This is a genomic window from Devosia sp. (genome assembly GCF_965229025.1).
Lineage (GTDB): Bacteria > Pseudomonadota > Alphaproteobacteria > Rhizobiales > Devosiaceae > Devosia_A.
In genome coordinates this window covers 3,238,219-3,253,863 of sequence record NZ_OZ245853.1, presented here as the reverse complement: position 1 = coordinate 3,253,863, position 15,645 = coordinate 3,238,219, and the positions used below count along the sequence as shown (strand labels likewise).

The following is a 15,645-nucleotide window of genomic DNA, read 5'->3' as shown; positions in this document are numbered from 1 at the left end:
AGCAGGAACGTGGACATCCCTGACGCATTCGACGGGAGCAACGAGTTGTCCACGTTGGCAGATGTTCCTGTAATGTTCTTGAGCCTCCGTACATCTCCTGATAGCGTTACTATAGTGTTTGAGGGCGATAGTGATGGTGACGCGGGTTGCGACCGTGGCGTTTCAGGGGATCGAAGCGGTTCCCGTCGATGTGCAGGTGCAGATTGCACCGGGATTGCCGAACTTCTTCATCGTTGGCCTGCCCGACAAGGCCGTCAAGGAATCCGGCGAACGGGTGCGTGCCGCGCTCTATGCCTCCGGTCTCAGCCTGCCGCCCAAGCGCATCACGGTCAATCTGGCCCCGGCTGATCTGCCCAAGGAGGGCAGCCACTACGACCTGCCGATCGCGCTCGGCCTGATGGCCGCCATGGGTGCCATTCCCTCCGATGCTCTCAATAGCCACCTCGCCATCGGGGAGCTTGGACTCGATGGCCGCCTCGCCGCAACGGCCGGCGTGTTGCCGGCCGCAATTGCTGCCGCGTCTCGCGATCTTGGCATTATCTGTTCTGCCGAGTCCGGCCCGGAGGCTGCATGGGCGGGCGACGACATCGATATCATCGCCCCCGAGAACCTTCTTGCGTTGGTCAATCATATCGGGGGCTTCCAGCTTTGCACCCGGCCGGTCGCCCGCCGCCGCACCGATGCCAGCGGCCTGCCTGACCTCAGCGAAGTTCGCGGGCAGGAAGTGGCGCGTCGGGCGCTCGAGGTGGCGGCCGCCGGAAGCCACAACCTCCTCAAGGTGTCTACATTGGACCTTCAAGGACGAGGACTCTGGTATCCGATAGAGTGGCACCTCGGTGCAGCTACTTAACGGGAGAGTGCCCAGTCCACGGGGACGACTAGTCACACACTGTTTTTCAGAAATCGAATCGTGCTAAGTGAACGTAAGCAGAACTGCAAGACTGGGAGGTCAAACGAGATTGCGAGGGAAGAGGATTCCAAATGAGCGCATCTTTAGTGACAACTCCAGCGCCCCAAGTTCCAAAGCTAGGACCATTCCGCCAACGCCCCGGCAAGTACCTGCGGCAAGAGTTTCTCGACTGGGTACGTGAAACCGGAAAGCCAGATACTTGGCAACATCACGATCCTTCTCGTCCACCTTCGGATCAAGAGTTTGAGGCAATAGTAACATTTGTAATTCCTGAGTCCGTTCGCTCAAGGGTGGGGATGGCATCGTGTCCCATCTGTTCACCAAGCGCTCCGAAGTACTTCAGTGGGACCTTGGCTTGGTTTCCCTCTGAAGGTGTCTTGCGGGCCATCGGAAACGAGTGCGCAAAGAGCCACTTCGGAGTGGAGCGAGTTAATGCTGCAATCGCGGCCGGTAAGCGCCAAGCTGCGGTGGGGGAGGCGCAGTACTTCCTTCTCGATGCTCTGCCCCTGATTGCCCCCCTGAGAGATGAGGTTCAGAAGCTGCATGCTGCGGCAGCCGATGTTGACCGCCTGCGCCAGCTATTCTGGCACGCGTCCAGCAAGACGGCTTGTCACAAGCTAGCAAAGATGGGGGCCGGTGGCCTTCTGGAAGTCGAACGCGTCAAGTCAGTGGAAGCCGTTGATAGCCAAGGGCAAGATACGACTAGATTTGAGAGCGAGGTGGTCGCCAGTTATCAGGTGGACGGCCTAGCGTTTATCAATCGGTCGTATCTCGTCGCAGGTCTAGCAAGGCAGACCGCAGATGCCCTCGCATTGGTCGAGGCCGCTGATGAACATGCGGCTCTTGATTTCATCTTGGACCGCTTGAAGGTAGACGCACATCTTTACGAGGCCGAACGTCTAGCCCGTAACGCACTCGATCAATTCGAGAAGTTGAAGGAGGCGATTGTCGATGCGAGACAGTTTCTATCTATCAACAACCTGAATAGCCTATCCGAGTACTCAAGGCAGAACCGTGGTGGAAGTCCGGTCACGTTTCACTTCAACCCTGCTTATCCGGCAAGGGTGCGGGTCAAAGGTGCGAATAAGAACTGGTGTGAGATTAGCATCCCACCAACGCTTCGGTAGTGCCGTTCGTAGATGATTGGAAAGGGTTAGCGCTGTGGCGTCGCAGACAGATGCTTGGGCGGCTATGCTAGGGGCACTTGTGGACCTCAAAGCGACCGTAGAGGAAATTGATGCAGCTCGTGCCCGACACGTTTTGCACGAAGACCTCGGCTACTTCGAGGGGGACTTGCCGAAGTACTCGCTGGAAGATGCCTCTCGGGACCGTCTCCTTGTGCACGTCCGGCAAGACGTAGCACACGCTGTCTATGCTGCTACAACGGCAAGCAAGAGGGTCAAGTCCCTCCAGGCTGCTGTGGGGATACTCACCCTAATAGCTTTGGCCTCTCTAGGTCTCCAGCTTTGGTCAATGTTCTCAAAGGTGGCTCTGTGACTGAGGGCATAGAAGGGCCTTACTGGCAAAGCGCGATAAGGGTGGGCGAGGAGACACTCTTTCCGTTCCACCAAGAGGCCGAGGCGGCCCTCTTTGCCGCTCACGGGGCTAACCGTCTGGGGAGCGATTCTCTTCCCCGAGAGCTGGCCCGGCTTGCGAGTGACCACTACCGCAAAGCAGCTCGTGAGACCGCCAAGAGATATTGGCAGCTTAAGGGAAGGAAAGCAGCCGCACGAAGCGAGGACCTCCGCAAAGCACTAAGCATTCTGGAGTTGTCGGTTCTGCAAACATTCGACACCTTCGATGGCACCGGCTCTTTGTTCGACAAGCCTATCGGTCAACGGAAGACGCTTCAGCTTGAATTGGCGAAGATCACCGACAACACTTGTGACGATCTAGCCATAGGGGCGTTTGACCTTCCGTCTGACCCAACAGAAACTTCTGGTGGCTCAGCGCCGCGCTTAGTCCCGAGCGACGTAGCCCTCGTGATTCTAGAAATATTCGCCCGAAGCTCCAAGGCTCACAAGATCAACGTGCTAGGGCGGCCCCATCAAAGTGGTCCCTTGGAGGCGCAGCTTGGCATGCAATTCACGAACGATGAGCGGGCAGAAGTAGCACAGCTTCTAGAACAGCTCATTAGCGACGGGTTGTTGCGGCCCACGTACTCGGACATTGCCGATCCTGAGAACTGGCTCGAAATCACCCAGACGGGAAGGGTGGCGCTGGCAACAGGTGCGGTGGATGAACTAGAGGCAGCTCTACTACCACTTGGCCAGCACCTGGTGGACATGCGGCGGGGTGCCAAAGCTGCCATGTCTGGACGTCAGCCGGACAGCCAGCGGCAGGCGGCTTTCTCCGCGAGGGAGCTATTGGTGCAGGTACTTCATGCGCTTGCGCCTGACGAAGATGTGAAGTCGCAGGCCGGCTTCGGCAACTCTACGGTCTCTAGGAAGGCTCGCGTTCGCTTTATCTTAAAGAACCAGACGATCCGCGAATACTCCGACAGCACTGCCGAGATGGTTGAGAGCTTAGCTGGCTGGGTTGAGACCGTTTACGGCAAGCTTAGCGCTGAAGGCCACGGCAGGGTGTCCGCGAGACAGGCCAAGCACCTTGTCCAATCGGTCGATCTGATTTTGGAGACGCTGCTACTCTAGCTCCTACTTCGGGCCAGAACTCGTGAAACCTGCTTCGCTGTCCACTTTCCGCCCCTTGAGGTCGCCACCTCCATACGGTCCAGCGCTGCGGCAATGGCCTCTAGGGTCTGCCCCGCGTCCCGCATGGGGCCGATGATCTGGAGGAGTATCTGGGCCTCGCTGACTGCCTTCTGCTGGATCGCAGCGTTGCGCCTCATGGTAGTGTCGCGAAGGCCTCCCAGAGCCTTCCCACGGGCCTTGGCGGCCTTTAGGGCAGTCTTGGTGCGGGCGGAGATAAAGTCGCGCTCCTGCTCGGCCAGCGCCGCATAGATGTGGAGCTGGAACTTGTCGGCCTGCGGCATGGTGGCGACCCGGAGCCGGAGCTTGGGGTCATCCATGAGCTGGGCAATGAAGGCGACCTTGCGGCTGAGCCGGTCCAGCTTCGCCACCAGAAGCTCGGCTCCGGAGCGGCGGCACAGCTCAAGGGCGGCGCGAAGCTGTGGCCGGTCGTCGTCCCCGCCAGACTGAACGTCTCGGAACGTCCCGGCGATCTCCCAAGGCACCTCCGAATAGTTGGTAAGGAACAGCTCGATGTCCCGCTCCTGAGCCTCCAAGCCTAGCCCGCTGCGGCCCTGCTCCTTTGTGCTGACGCGGGTATAGACAACGTACTGGCGCATGGCGGCGGGCTCCTCTCCGTGGGTGAGGGGAGTCTAGTTCAGCATATTGTCTAATGTCAACGTTCGTTGTGACTGACAATTACGGTCTAGCAGTGGTCCTCTGGTCCCAACTTGCGGTGCGGCTTGTAGGGGTTGGGCGGGCCGATGAGACGGGGCTTGCCGTCCTTGCCTACCGTAAGGCGCTCCATGCGCTCCCTTGATAGGGCGGCTTGGCGCTTGGCTTCAACAACGTCTGGCCGCTGCTCGTATTCAGCGCGGCGCTTAAGCTCCTCGCGGGTTGCCTGCTCAAGCGACAGGAGGCCGGGGATGCCTCCCCAATTGTAGCCCCCTCGACTCGCGCTGTCGTCTTCCATGCCCATGGGGCGATCATAGGAGTGAACGAAAAGGGAACAAGGCACTTCTTGCCACCCCCTAAGGGGGGGAAAAGCCGCGCTCGCCGTCACGTATACTAGACCTCGCGCGAGAGACCCCAAAAACCATACGGGGAGACCCCGGCAGTAGCGATGGTGTGGCGTGGCGTTGCTGGGGGAAGGATGGGGGTCTCCTCCCCCTCCCATCCGCCTTGGAAGCTTCCTTGCTGGAGCACTTGAGGTGTGCCCAGCCTTAGTGCTCTAGGTGTCTATGCTCCAGGTAGGACACTTGGTGGAGCCTCTCTGTGAAGGGGGATGGAGTGGTCAGAGATAATCCCTAGACGTACTTGTTGGGGAACGAACTTGGAGGCAGAATGAAGTCGGCCTTAGCCAAGTCGGGAGGTAAGGCGAGGCGAGGCGATCAGCTGGGGCGCACTAAAAGCGCAGACGATCCACTCCCGATCCCCCAGCACCAATACCCCACGCCCTCATCACGTGTGTGGGGTAGATTGCTTTGCGACAAGCAGGAATCTAGCTTGAAGCATGGATCATAAGCCTCTCTACACTATAGTTGGCGCGGTGCTTTCGACGCTTCCCTTCGCACTCTGGGCTGCCACGATTCGCGACCAAGTGCCCCTGCCCAGCAATCCTGTTGTTGGCATCCTCGCGTTTGGCGCGTGCGCGGCATTGGGGGTGACCGGGGTATTCCTGTGCTTTGGCCGACCATACTGGCGGCCGTTACTCGCCACCGTGATCTACGTATCGGTTTTATCAATGTTGCTTGTTGGCTTTGTCGTAGACCTAAACTGCAGGCTTAATATGCAATGTTTTTAGCGGCTCGGACCAAAGCATATGGCCGAAGAGTGGGCCCGCGACCTCACCACGGACGCCCCCACACCCGCACTACGGGCGTTGGCATCAAGGCGCGACTGATCGCGGGGTCAATCGGCAACGGCAAGCCCACGTTATTCGAGGGGTGGAGGGGGAAACTGCTGGCCAGACGCCACGTGGATACTGTGTGTCGCGTGAGAGACCCTTGGGTTGCCTCCGGGTACGCGCACCCAAACCTCCTCGGCATAACCGAATCTAAAAGGATGCTTCCCGCTCCCTCTTCCCCGTGACTAGATATCGCCGACAGACTTCAGCAGCCGGACAGCTTCGCCTAACATACCTAGGGCCGCATGGTAGCGAGCGCCCACAACACGATAATCGGCAATGCCCTCAAGGGCCTGCTTGACATAGGAATAGGCAACTTCACGTTTGCTAGCGTCACTCACAACGTTGCTCCTCAAAAGCGTTCTGGTGGTGGTGGGCAGCACAGATGTGGAGGGGCGCGGTCGCAAGATCAATCCTCGCAGCCAACCCTTGGATAGCCTCATGGCAGCATGGCGTCCCTCTCGGTCTCACTAAATTGCTTGTCCTCTCCCTCCCAACCACACTGTCCGGTAACAGGGCGGTCACTTTGAGCACAGACACACGCGGCCCCTCTGCGCGGCACCACTGATGGGACCGGACGGGAGGGGGGTATCCTTCTGACCACCTGATGTCCCGCCTAAGGTCGCCATGAAGTCAGCCTGAGGCTGGTGCATGACCCCTCTTCTCCCTCCTCTACGCTAGGTCAGGAGCTTTGAGCATGTGCATCAAGTGACCAGCCTATTGCGGAGGCTCATGGTGTCGCCCCACGGAGGAAGAGGGGGTCCAAGGCTATCCTCCCTCTGGGCTCCTTAGGAGAGACCGCAGCGATGGGCGGCACCGCGCACACGTCAAGGTACTGCGTTGAGAACGCGCCAATTGGGAGAAGGTGAACCGAAGCTCATCTCCTCCCCACCGTGCTCGTGCCTAGAGAGAACTCTGAGGTGTCACTCCCCTCAATCTCTGTCGGCTTCTACTAGATGGACCACTAAAGTATTCTTATACGGTGCCTATTGCTAACGCACTGTTCCCACTTGCTTTTCTGCCAAAGACGTAGGTGCTTTTCTCAGACGCTTTGGCCGTGGTAGAGCGGCTTCCAGTCCGGAGATAGGTGGCAACGGCACGGTGATATAGCGTTTCGCTCCCCACCGCCCACGCTCATCATAGACCGCGAGAAGGCCCCTCCCGTGCTGCCGCTGAAGCCACTTCGCTACCCTGTCAACGTGGTGCGTCTTGTACTTCCCCTTCACCTTTTCGGGCTTGTCAGGCTGACCCCGCCAGTTGCGATACCAAGCATCGACAAGGTCACGGGCCGATTTGGGCAAGTTTGTCCGAAGCATCCGGTTCCGGCACCATTCCATCAGTCCATCCGCGCCCTGCTTGATCGGGAAGGCCCTCATGCCCACACCCTGCGGCACACCATGAAGTGGAGAGGCCCCAAGTGAAAGGCCCACCCACCTTCCCCGACAAGCCCCTTCCCGAAGAGCCAGCGAGAGCGATCTAACAACGGGGCCTCGGGCTCCCAGCGTTGGGCTAGGCACTCGTAGCTGAACACACTGAATGTCATCATTCAGCGGCCTCAGGGTGGGCGGCGTTCCCGGCCTGCGACCCTGCCGTGGCGGCTCGGAAGAGAGCTTCAAGGTTGGTCAGGTAGGCGTCCACGGTGAAGGGCAGTGGCTTGCCTGCTGCGGCGGCTTCCTCTGAGGCCTTCTCCGCGTATCGCTTGCAATGGCCATAGACGGTTTCCCATGCCCCCTTCTTGGAAGCCCCGCCCGACTTCCGGTTGACGGCCCCCCTTAGGTCAGTGGGGATGATGTCAGCTCGGCTCACCCGCTCCCCGGCCTCGGCGCCACCCAAGAGGCGGTGAATCGTCATGTTGTCCTCTGCCGCGTCCGCGAACACTAGCTTGCCGTAGAGGGCCGTGGGGGTGGTGTGGCGCGGTGTGTCCCTGTTGGTCACAAGTGTGACGCCAGGAAACCTCATCGCCTCGCAGAGTAAGGCAGTCTGCATGGCGTCAGTGTGCATGATGTCTCTCTTACCGAGCTTACCTATGCCCCACGCGGTCACGCCCTCAGCAGGGCTGTCCTCGTTCGGGAGTTGCACCCATACGGGGCATGAGGCGGGTGGTGCCGCAGGGAGGGCGTCCGTACCTAGAGCTAGGATGTCGGCGGGTGTGATGAGGGGGCGATGGGTCGTCTTGTTCCCTGAGGGGATGGTATTCGGCATATCGGTTGTCATGAGTAAAGTCTTTCGATGGTATGTTGATGGCCTTGTCGTCTGTCCTGTGCCTGTGAGTAGTACAGTTCCTGTCATCATCCCTATTGACGTACCCATGATGGTACTCTAGTGTCCTTGTGACGGGGTGTGTCGGACTTGTAATCTTTCAAACGCACAAGATTTGGCATGTATCATTTGCCGTTCCGCGTGTCTATTATCAAAATAGACTATTCGCCTCTAACCGATTCCGACTTGACTTCCGTCTTCCAACGCAAAGCGAGCGCTGGTAAGGACTACCGGTCGTTGGGGTGGAGGGAGTGATGCGGTTGCTGATCCCAGCGGTGTTTTCGCGGGGAAGCATTCGGAAGGCAGTAGCCGGGCGACCCTTGGACAGCCATTTGGTACTCGGCCCCAAGCAGCCCTTATTCGTCTGCCGGGTATGTCCTGACAGGCGCTAGCGCGGGGCCTTCCCAAAGCCACCGAGTGGCACTGAGGACTGTCCCCCTTGCAGCCACAGAAACGCGATGCTTGCGGCGGTGCTGTTCACGGGGTCGGCGGGAAAGACGGTTACCGAGGAAAGGTTTTCTCGCAACACGGTGTTTAGCGCTGCGGCGCTGGTTTCCTTATTGTCTAGGGCGGCCTGCAACGCCCCTAAGCGGCGTTCCACGCTCTTTGCGGTCTCCACCCTCGCCCGGTCGGCCAAGGCACGGGCGCTTGCCTCGATGCCAGCCAGTTCGCGTTCAGCTTCTGCAAGGGCGTCCATAAGGGCGACGCTGTGCCCTCCTTCGGCTATGGCCTTCGTAAGGTTTGTCACGTGGTCCACAGTCCCATGCCGGGCGGCCTCAAGGCGCTCCCAAGCGGCCTGCGTCTCGGTGTTGCCCTTCGGGGCCGTCCCGGCGATGGGGTGACTGTGAAGCGCTGCCCAGATCTCCTCCACGGGGACGCTGTGGTAGGAGCATCCTGCCCCCACCTTGGCTCTGGAGCAGACCAAGACGGGCCGGGAGCGGTTGCCTTTTGCTACCTGCGTCATGCTTGAGCCACAGAGACCGCACCGGGCAATCCCAGCTAGAGGGTTGGTGATGGCTTGACCCCTGCGGACGTAGGGCGCTCGCTTACCGTCCAGGCGGGCCGTTAAGGTAGCAAAGGTGTCGGTGTCGATGATGGCAGGGAAATACCCCTCGATGGCCGGGCCGTCTGGTACGCGGGTCTTGCGACCGTTCTCATCGAAGGCGATCCGGTGGGGTTGGTAGGTGCCGACCACGGCTTCGCTCCTCACCACCTTCGCGACCATGCTCTTATGCCAGCGGGTGGAGCCTTCCTTGTGCTTCCACTTGCGGTCTCGACCGAAAGTCGGGATGGCATCCCGGTTAAGCCCTCTCGCGATGGCCTCTTGGCCGCGACCCTCTAGCGCCTCCTCAAGGATTCGGCGAGCGACAGCGGCACGGTCCTCTATGATCTCGTATGCTAGGCGGTCATCGGATAGTCGGAGCCAGTGAGGGCAAATGGCGGTGAGCTTGGCGGTAGCGGCATTGCGGCGCTTCTCGCTCCATGCCTTGGCAACGCGGTAGCCTTTCTTCTTGCTCTCGTCGTGGGCAACCTCGGCGCGGAGGAGCCACTTGAGCACCACCATAAACTCTTGGGTCATTCGCTGGCGGTCGTACTGCTGTCCATCGTCCAGCGTCACCACGGTGATGCCAAGCTTGCATATTTCGGAGAGGGCAGTGAGAGCGTCAATTGCCGGGAGACGGGAAAGGCGGTCCGGGCTTTCGATGAGGAGATAGCTGTCAGCCGGAACGTCTCCGTCCTCCACCGCCCTGCGGAACATGAACAGAGCGCCCTCCGCAAGGTTCTTCCCGCGATAGGCGGACCGTCCAAGGTCGTGCAATGTGAGTTCCGCGAGCTCTAGGCCGTGAGTAGCGGCATATGCCTCGGCGGCCTGCGTCTGGCGGCGCAAGCTGTCGCCACCTGCCTGCTCCATCGTGGAGAAGCGGACGTAAGAGAACGCGATGGGACGCTTTGGTTGCATGTCAGAACTCAAGGTTTTCAGCGCATTAGCACGCGGGGTCTAAACAGCACAACCTGCTCATGATCGGGCCCCCCGGCGCCGGCAAATCCATGCTGGCGGCGCGCCTTCCCTCCATTCTCCCTCCACTCAATCCTCGGGAACTGCTCGATGTGTCGATGATCCAGTCGATCGCCGGGGAGCTCGCCGGCGGCGCGCTGTCCGATCGGCGCCCCTTCCGCTCACCGCATCATTCGGCCTCGATGGCTGCGCTCGTCGGTGGCGGGCTCAAGGTGCGCCCGGGGGAGGTCAGTCTCGCCCACAATGGCGTGCTGTTTCTCGATGAGCTGCCAGAGTTCTCACCGGGCGTGCTCGACAGCCTGCGCCAGCCGCTTGAATCAGGTGAAACCGTCATCGCGCGGGCCAATGCCCGGGTCAGTTTTCCGGCGCGCTTCCAACTGATTGCCGCCATGAACCCCTGCAAGTGCGGGCTTGCCGGAACTCCGGGCCACACCTGCCGGCGGGGCGATGCCTGCGCTACAGACTATCAGGGGCGGGTCTCCGGTCCGTTTCTCGACCGCATCGATCTGCGCATCGATGTGCCGGCCGTCTCGGCCGCCGATATGCTGGCGCCGTCGAACGCCGAGTCTTCCGCGCCGGTAGCGCAACGCGTCGAACGGGCCCGCGAAATCCAGCGCTTGCGCTACATCGAAGCCGGCCATCCGGAGATCTTCACGAATGCAGCGGCCGGTCCAGCGCTGATCGAGCGGGTGGTCAATCCCGACAAGGATAGCCAGACGCTCCTGCTGCAGGCCTCCGAACGGTTCCGCCTCTCGGCTCGCGCCTATCACCGGGTGCTCAAGGTGGCGCGAACCCTCGCCGATCTGGGCGGCTCGGACCGGGTGGCCCGCCCGCATATTGCCGAGGCCCTGAGCTACCGGCTCAATTTCGCGCTCGCCTGAACGCGCTCCGCCGTCTCCGGCGAAGCACAGGTTTGGCTTTTCGACTTAGCTTGCCGCCTTGATCACCTTGTCGAGGTCTTCATATTCCTCGCAAGTGGTATTGCCGCACAGCTTGGCCAGAACCTGTAGGCGCTCCTTGGCCTTGTCCATATGGCCGGTCTCCACATAGAGCTCGCCCAGATACTCATTGGCGCCCTTGTGGCGCGGGTTGATCTTCAGCGCCTTGAGGTAAAATCCGAGAGCGTGGTCCATATCGCCCGACTTGCGCAGCGAATAGCCCAGAAGGTTCAGCGCATCCGCATTGTTGGGTGAGCCGGCCACGATCACCTTGAGCACCTTGATCGCCTGCGGCCACTTGCTGGCCTTGATGAAGGCGCGGGCGTCGGAAAGGCTGGGGCCGCTGGCCTCGCTCGACGAACTGGAGCCGCCACCGCCACCGCTGCTGCCACCGCCATCGCTGGAACCACCACCACCGCTGCCGCCGCCATTGCCACCACCGCTATCGACGGCAAGCACGGGCGTGGCGGCAAGGCATCCTGCGACCAGCAGGGCGCCCAGCCAATGGGTAACGGGCAGTCGTGTCGAACGTGTCATGGCACTCTCCATCTTTGGCGGCCACACGGCCGTCTAGTTGAAGAACACCGCACGGCGCCGGATCATCCCGGCACCGTGCTCAATCTTTGCAATGCGCTGTTCGAACAGCGCAGGGAGCGCCGCTGTTGGCCTAGCGCCAGCTCTTGAGACCAAGCAGTTTTTCACCCAGAGGGCTCAGTTCTGCGGTAGTGGCGTTGTGCTTTTCCCAGTCGCGCGGATCGCCGGGAAACGCGTCACGCTGGGGATGATCGAGTTCCCGCCAGAGCCGGATGCGCTCGACGCGGTCTGCCTCGTCATCCTCGTTTGCCGGGAACATGGAGATATACTGCGCCATCCGCACGCGGTCGCCGGAGTGGTTGGGGCGGACACCGTGAGCGAGGAGGGTGTTGAAGATCATCAGGTCCCCTGCCTCCATGTTGATATTGGTGATGGTGTATCCCGACCAGTCGGGGTGCATCGGGTCGCGGTCTGCGGGCTGGGTCTTCACCCATTTGTCAAAATCGTAGAACAACTCGGGAATGCACTGAAAGCCGCCCACCGCCTCATCCTGCTTGACGAGGCTGAGCACGCCCTGCACCCCGATCGGCAGCGGCACCAGTGAGGTGTCACTGTCCCAGTGGATAAAGCCGTTGGGGTTGCCTGGCACCTTTTTGGGCGGATTGAGGTTGGCCCGGTCGATCGAGACCCAGAGGTCTTCCATGTCCCAGATATCGACAAAGGCGTCATAGACCCGCTGGTACTGGCGGTTATCCCACAAATACTGGTGGTTGTAGATCTCCACCATGCCGGTGCCGTTGAGCTCCTTCATGATGTGGTCGCGGCGCTGCGGCGTGTACCAAGTTGAAGGGTCCTTGGGGTCCTTCTCCTCAAAACGCCAGAGCAAGTCCTTGAGCCGCTCTACATGATCCGCGGGCACCGCATTGCGCACAATCACATAGCCCCGGGTCTGCCAATGCTGGAAGTCCGCTTCCGACAGCACGCGGAGCGGCAGGGTCTTCTTGATGTCCTTGAGCTGGGTCGTGAGCTTCTGTGTCGTGGGGTGGCTGTCCCGCTTGATCCCATGCCCCATCCCTTGCGGCGCCATGCCCTGTGCCATCGACATCGTTGATCTCCTCCATGTGGCCCTCCTCCGAGGGGATTTATGAGCTTGAGATTAGCGTGGCCCACGGGCGCGAGTTGTCGCCAGACCGCCACTTCTGATACTATTACGGCGGTGCTGGAGGTCCTAACGCACGATGCGGCCAATTTTGGAGAAAGTGCGGCCACCTCCCGGCGCGTCCTGGGCGTGGCTTGACCGTCGGCTGGAGGATGCCATCCCGTTCCAGTGGCACCACCATCCCGAGTTCGAGTTGACGCTGACGCTCAATTCCCGCGGGCAGCGCTTTGTTGGCGACCATATCGGCGCCTATGACGATCTCGATCTGGTGCTGGTCGGCCCCAACCTGCCGCACACTTGGGCGAGCACGGCCAAGGTGCGGCCAGAAGCGCCCCATATGGCCAAGGTCATGTGGTTCCACCCCGACTGGGCGCGGCGGCTGACCGGCGTCCTCGTCGAGTTGAAACCCGTCGAAGCACTGCTCAATCGCGCCGTCCGCGGCCTTAGCTTTTCGCCCGTTGCCGCAGCAGCGGTCCGGCCGGCCGTTGAGCGGCTGTTCGCTCAGCCTCCTGCGGATCGGGTCACATCGCTGATCGATATCCTGCGACAGCTCTCTGCCGATACCAATGTCATCCCGCTCGCCACTTCCGGCGCTCAGTCCAGCGGCCCCTCCGTCGATCAAACCCGCATGGACCGGGTGCTCGACCACATCCACCTCAACTATGCCGACGCGCTGCGCCTCGACGATCTCTCAGAGATCGCGGCTCTCTCTCCCTCCGGTCTGCAGCGGCTGTTTGCCCGCCACATCGGGACGACGCTTTCGGACTATCTCAAGCGTCTGCGGATCGGCGAGGCTTCGGCGTTGCTGGCAGCGACGCGGCGTCCGATCGCCCACCTCGCGAGTGATGTCGGCTACGAGTCTCTTGCCAACTTCAACCGTCAGTTCAAGGCCGTGCACGGCGTCACCCCGCGCGCCTACCGGAGGCAGTTCGCCAGGATCGGCTAGAGCTTCGCCTGGTCAGGTGCGCCCGGCTCCGCCTCGACAAACCGCAGGATGTCGCCCGGCTCGCACTTCAAATAGGTGCATATCGCCTCGAGCGTATCAAAGCGGATGCCCTTGACCTTCCCCTGCTTAAGGAGGCTCAGGTTGGCTTCGGTAATGCCGATATGCTCGGCGAGGTCCTTCGACTTCACGTTGCGTTCGGCCATCATCACGTTGAGCGTCACACGGATCGGCATTGGCGCCCCTCAGACGAACTGGGCATGTTCGTCGGCAATGATAGTGGCTTCGGCCAGCACCCAGCCGACAATGGCGAGGAGCGCCGCGAGGAACAGCACCAGCAGCGTGTCCGAACTGATGGCGAAGGCCAGCTGCTTCTGTCCTTCCGGTGCATTCCAGCTGGTCAGTACGCTGAATGCCGCGCCGGCAAAGGGCTGGGCGAAGGCAGAGAGAAACAGCCCCGCCGCGAAATCCCTGAACCCCTTGGCCGCCGCCGCAGTGAACAGTTCACCCCGCGCAAAGCCCGAAAAGCAGTTTCGGATGCTCCACAGCGCCCGCACCAGAAAGCCCGCCGGCACCATTGTGATCAGGTAGCCGATCAGCCGCTGGCCGAGCCCGAAATCCCCCATCCACGCCACCGGCACCTGGGCCTGTCGGGCGAACTGCTCGGCCGGGACCAGCAGCCACATCGCCAGCAATCCAATCGGCAGCAACACGGACGCACCGTGTGCAACCAGTATCATGACGCGGCTCAACCGCCGGATCCGCATGCGGCGGGGGGGCACTTCAAGCGAGGGTGTCAGCATTTGGTGTTCTCCATTCAACACACTCAACATCGCACCAAAATTATTGTTGCGCAATAATTTATTTCTGTTTAGTTCGGCTACGTCGCAACCCTAGCTTAGGAAGCTCCCATGCGTATCTCATCGATCGCTGCCCTCGTCACCGCCAGCCTGCTCCTTGCCAACTCGCCAGTTCATGCGGCCCAATCCACGTCCGACGGTCGCGTTTCCGTGGCCCAGGTAATGGAAATGGTCGAAGCCGTCTCGACCAAACCCGAGGCTCTCCAGATCCTCACAGCGTATCTCGCCGGCGTGGGCGAAGCCGCCGGCATCCTCACCGCCGCCAAGGACAGCAAGGGACGCCGTTATGTCAGCTGCGCGCGTCCGCTCTCGGTCGATGCCAATGCCGCGCTCGCTGCCATGAATGCGGCAGCGCCCGATCGCGGCAAGTGGGGCCAGATCGCCGCCACCCCGATCCTTGTCGCGGAAATCACCGGCCGCGCGGGCTGCAAGTAGCCGGCGGCGCTTGCCCGGTCGCGCCACTCTCGGGTCCGGCCGGGTGACCCTCTTTCAAATTGGCCGCGAAAACGCGTCGAACGGGTTGTCGTGCGTCAACTGCGTGATCGCCGCCTCGTCAACCCCCGCCGCCCGCAGTTTCGGCAGCAGCACTAATGACAGGTGCGTATAGGGCAGCGGCGTGCCGCCGCCCGGCTGTGCGGGGTCGAACCAGCCCCGATCATGGCTCAGCAGCAGTTGCTTGCCATAGCCTGTGGTCAGAATCCGCGTCGTCAGGTCGACGATCTCGGCGTCCTCGCCTCGCCCGATATTGTCGATCTCGATCCACGCGCCACGCGCCGCCACCGCGCGATTGAGCCCAAAGTCCTTTTCCTCCTGGGTGTGGATCGAAATGAAGCGATCCGCCCGTCCGCCTTCTTTCTCGATGATGTCGAGCTGGTCCATCACCACCCGGCCCTTGATGGTGTGGCTGCCAATCACGGCGCCTGTCGCGATGGACGCGCGCACCGCCGCCCGCAGGATCTTCGCCTCGAGTGGTGTGATCCCCTCATCACCGGCCGAGAGCTTGATCCACCCGGCGCGAAAATCCGCCTCGTCGAAACACTCGGTCAGCTCACGCACCATCCAGCGCTCAAGCTCGGCTTCGGTCGCCGATTTCACCCATTCGGGGATCCACGGCTCGCGATAAATCCCGGTCGGCACCACGATGGGAAAACCGGTCGCTTTGGAGACCGCAAGGTCGAAATCCGCCCGGCGGCCCACTCCCGTGGGGGTGCATTCGACCAGCGCGGTTATCCCCAACGCCTTGATCCGCTCGATCTCCGGCGCCATCAGCGCCACCACATCGGCCTCGGCGCCGCTGGCATAACCGGGCTGGTCCGGTGTCCTCAAATCCACATAGACATGCTCATGCGGCAGGATCATCCCCAGCTGGCTGCGCACCAGGGGCCCAAGCGTCGTCATCAGATGGCGTTCAGTCATGTGGGCATTCCTCCTC

General features: G+C 61.2%; 13 protein-coding genes and 2 pseudogenes. 6 read left to right on the top strand and 9 right to left on the bottom strand.

Translation table 11 applies throughout. From position 1 onward, the window contains the following. Positions 1–133: 133 nt before the first annotated feature. From ACO06J_RS15740 to ACO06J_RS15730, 3 genes and pseudogenes are all read left to right on the top strand, one after another. A pseudogene (locus ACO06J_RS15740) lies at positions 134–781 on the top strand (magnesium chelatase domain-containing protein); the annotation flags it as partial. Between the two features lie 200 nt (positions 782–981). Then, a complete protein-coding gene (locus ACO06J_RS15735; RefSeq protein ID WP_421761662.1) occupies positions 982–2,037 on the top strand; it encodes a hypothetical protein in 1,056 nt (351 codons plus the stop codon). Between the two features lie 366 nt (positions 2,038–2,403). Continuing rightward, positions 2,404–3,561, top strand: a complete 1,158-nt coding sequence (locus tag ACO06J_RS15730; protein WP_421761661.1) for a hypothetical protein — start codon at positions 2,404–2,406, stop codon at positions 3,559–3,561. Here ACO06J_RS15730 and ACO06J_RS15725 read toward each other — a convergent pair. From ACO06J_RS15725 to ACO06J_RS15710, 4 genes are all read right to left on the bottom strand, one after another. Continuing rightward, a complete protein-coding gene (locus tag ACO06J_RS15725; protein ID WP_421761660.1) occupies positions 3,558–4,217 on the bottom strand; it encodes a recombinase family protein in 660 nt (219 codons plus the stop codon). The genes ACO06J_RS15730 and ACO06J_RS15725 overlap by 4 nt on opposite strands. Before the next feature lie 1,471 nt (positions 4,218–5,688). Then, on the bottom strand, positions 5,689–5,844 hold the full coding sequence (locus ACO06J_RS15720; RefSeq protein ID WP_421761659.1) for a hypothetical protein: 156 nt from the start codon (positions 5,842–5,844) through the stop codon (positions 5,689–5,691). Positions 5,845–7,045: 1,201 nt separating this feature from the next. Further along, positions 7,046–7,705 carry a hypothetical protein gene (locus ACO06J_RS15715; protein ID WP_421761658.1) on the bottom strand — a complete coding sequence of 220 codons (660 nt, stop codon included), beginning with the start codon at positions 7,703–7,705 and terminating at the stop codon, positions 7,046–7,048. A 445-nt stretch (positions 7,706–8,150) separates the two neighbouring features. After that, entirely contained in the window at positions 8,151–9,722 is a 1,572-nt protein-coding gene (locus ACO06J_RS15710) for a recombinase family protein (RefSeq protein ID WP_421761657.1), read from the bottom strand. Between the two features lie 32 nt (positions 9,723–9,754). Between ACO06J_RS15710 and ACO06J_RS15705 the strand changes: the two are divergent. Next, positions 9,755–10,660: pseudogene (locus ACO06J_RS15705) on the top strand (YifB family Mg chelatase-like AAA ATPase); the annotation flags it as partial. Positions 10,661–10,705: 45 nt separating this feature from the next. Here the strand turns inward: ACO06J_RS15705 and ACO06J_RS15700 are convergent. After that, complete coding sequence (locus ACO06J_RS15700) at positions 10,706–11,254, bottom strand: tetratricopeptide repeat protein (protein WP_421761656.1); 549 nt, start codon at positions 11,252–11,254, stop codon at positions 10,706–10,708. A 130-nt stretch (positions 11,255–11,384) separates the two neighbouring features. Continuing rightward, positions 11,385–12,323, bottom strand: a complete 939-nt coding sequence (locus ACO06J_RS15695; RefSeq protein WP_421762525.1) for a phytanoyl-CoA dioxygenase family protein — start codon at positions 12,321–12,323, stop codon at positions 11,385–11,387. Positions 12,324–12,489: 166 nt separating this feature from the next. On the opposite strand from ACO06J_RS15695, the gene ACO06J_RS15690 reads away from it, so the two are divergent. Then, positions 12,490–13,356, top strand: coding sequence for a helix-turn-helix domain-containing protein (locus ACO06J_RS15690; protein ID WP_421761655.1), 867 nt, complete (start codon positions 12,490–12,492; stop codon positions 13,354–13,356). On the opposite strand, the gene ACO06J_RS15685 is transcribed toward ACO06J_RS15690, so the two are convergent. Both ACO06J_RS15685 and ACO06J_RS15680 read right to left on the bottom strand, forming a co-directional pair. Beyond that, positions 13,353–13,589: a helix-turn-helix domain-containing protein gene (locus ACO06J_RS15685; RefSeq protein ID WP_421761654.1), complete on the bottom strand. Its 237-nt coding sequence runs from the start codon at positions 13,587–13,589 to the stop codon at positions 13,353–13,355. The genes ACO06J_RS15690 and ACO06J_RS15685 overlap by 4 nt on opposite strands. A gap of 9 nt (positions 13,590–13,598) precedes the next feature. Further along, positions 13,599–14,156, bottom strand: coding sequence for a DUF2975 domain-containing protein (locus ACO06J_RS15680; protein WP_421761653.1), 558 nt, complete (start codon positions 14,154–14,156; stop codon positions 13,599–13,601). 108 nt (positions 14,157–14,264) lie between these two features. Between ACO06J_RS15680 and ACO06J_RS15675 the strand changes: the two genes are divergently transcribed. Then, entirely contained in the window at positions 14,265–14,648 is a 384-nt protein-coding gene (locus ACO06J_RS15675; protein ID WP_421761652.1) for a chlorophyllide reductase, read from the top strand. 54 nt (positions 14,649–14,702) lie between these two features. On the opposite strand, the gene ACO06J_RS15670 is transcribed toward ACO06J_RS15675, so the two are convergent. Further along, positions 14,703–15,629, bottom strand: a complete 927-nt coding sequence (locus ACO06J_RS15670; protein ID WP_421761651.1) for a phosphotriesterase family protein — start codon at positions 15,627–15,629, stop codon at positions 14,703–14,705. Between the last annotated feature and the right edge of the window lie 16 nt (positions 15,630–15,645).

Bases quoted from the DNA above. Each gene is read 5' to 3' on its own strand.
- ACO06J_RS15735 (WP_421761662.1), top strand. From the start codon at position 982: ATGAGCGCATCTTTAGTGACAACTCCAGCGCCCCAAGTTCCAAAGCTA.
- ACO06J_RS15725 (WP_421761660.1), bottom strand. From the start codon at position 4,217: ATGCGCCAGTACGTTGTCTATACCCGCGTCAGCACAAAGGAGCAGGGC.
- ACO06J_RS15715 (WP_421761658.1), bottom strand. From the start codon at position 7,705: ATGCCGAATACCATCCCCTCAGGGAACAAGACGACCCATCGCCCCCTC.
- ACO06J_RS15710 (WP_421761657.1), bottom strand. From the start codon at position 9,722: ATGCAACCAAAGCGTCCCATCGCGTTCTCTTACGTCCGCTTCTCCACG.
- ACO06J_RS15700 (WP_421761656.1), bottom strand. From the start codon at position 11,254: ATGACACGTTCGACACGACTGCCCGTTACCCATTGGCTGGGCGCCCTG.
- ACO06J_RS15695 (WP_421762525.1), bottom strand. From the start codon at position 12,323: ATGGGGCATGGGATCAAGCGGGACAGCCACCCCACGACACAGAAGCTC.
- ACO06J_RS15690 (WP_421761655.1), top strand. From the start codon at position 12,490: ATGCGGCCAATTTTGGAGAAAGTGCGGCCACCTCCCGGCGCGTCCTGG.
- ACO06J_RS15685 (WP_421761654.1), bottom strand. From the start codon at position 13,589: ATGCCGATCCGTGTGACGCTCAACGTGATGATGGCCGAACGCAACGTG.
- ACO06J_RS15680 (WP_421761653.1), bottom strand. From the start codon at position 14,156: ATGCTGACACCCTCGCTTGAAGTGCCCCCCCGCCGCATGCGGATCCGG.
- ACO06J_RS15675 (WP_421761652.1), top strand. From the start codon at position 14,265: ATGCGTATCTCATCGATCGCTGCCCTCGTCACCGCCAGCCTGCTCCTT.
- ACO06J_RS15670 (WP_421761651.1), bottom strand. From the start codon at position 15,629: ATGACTGAACGCCATCTGATGACGACGCTTGGGCCCCTGGTGCGCAGC.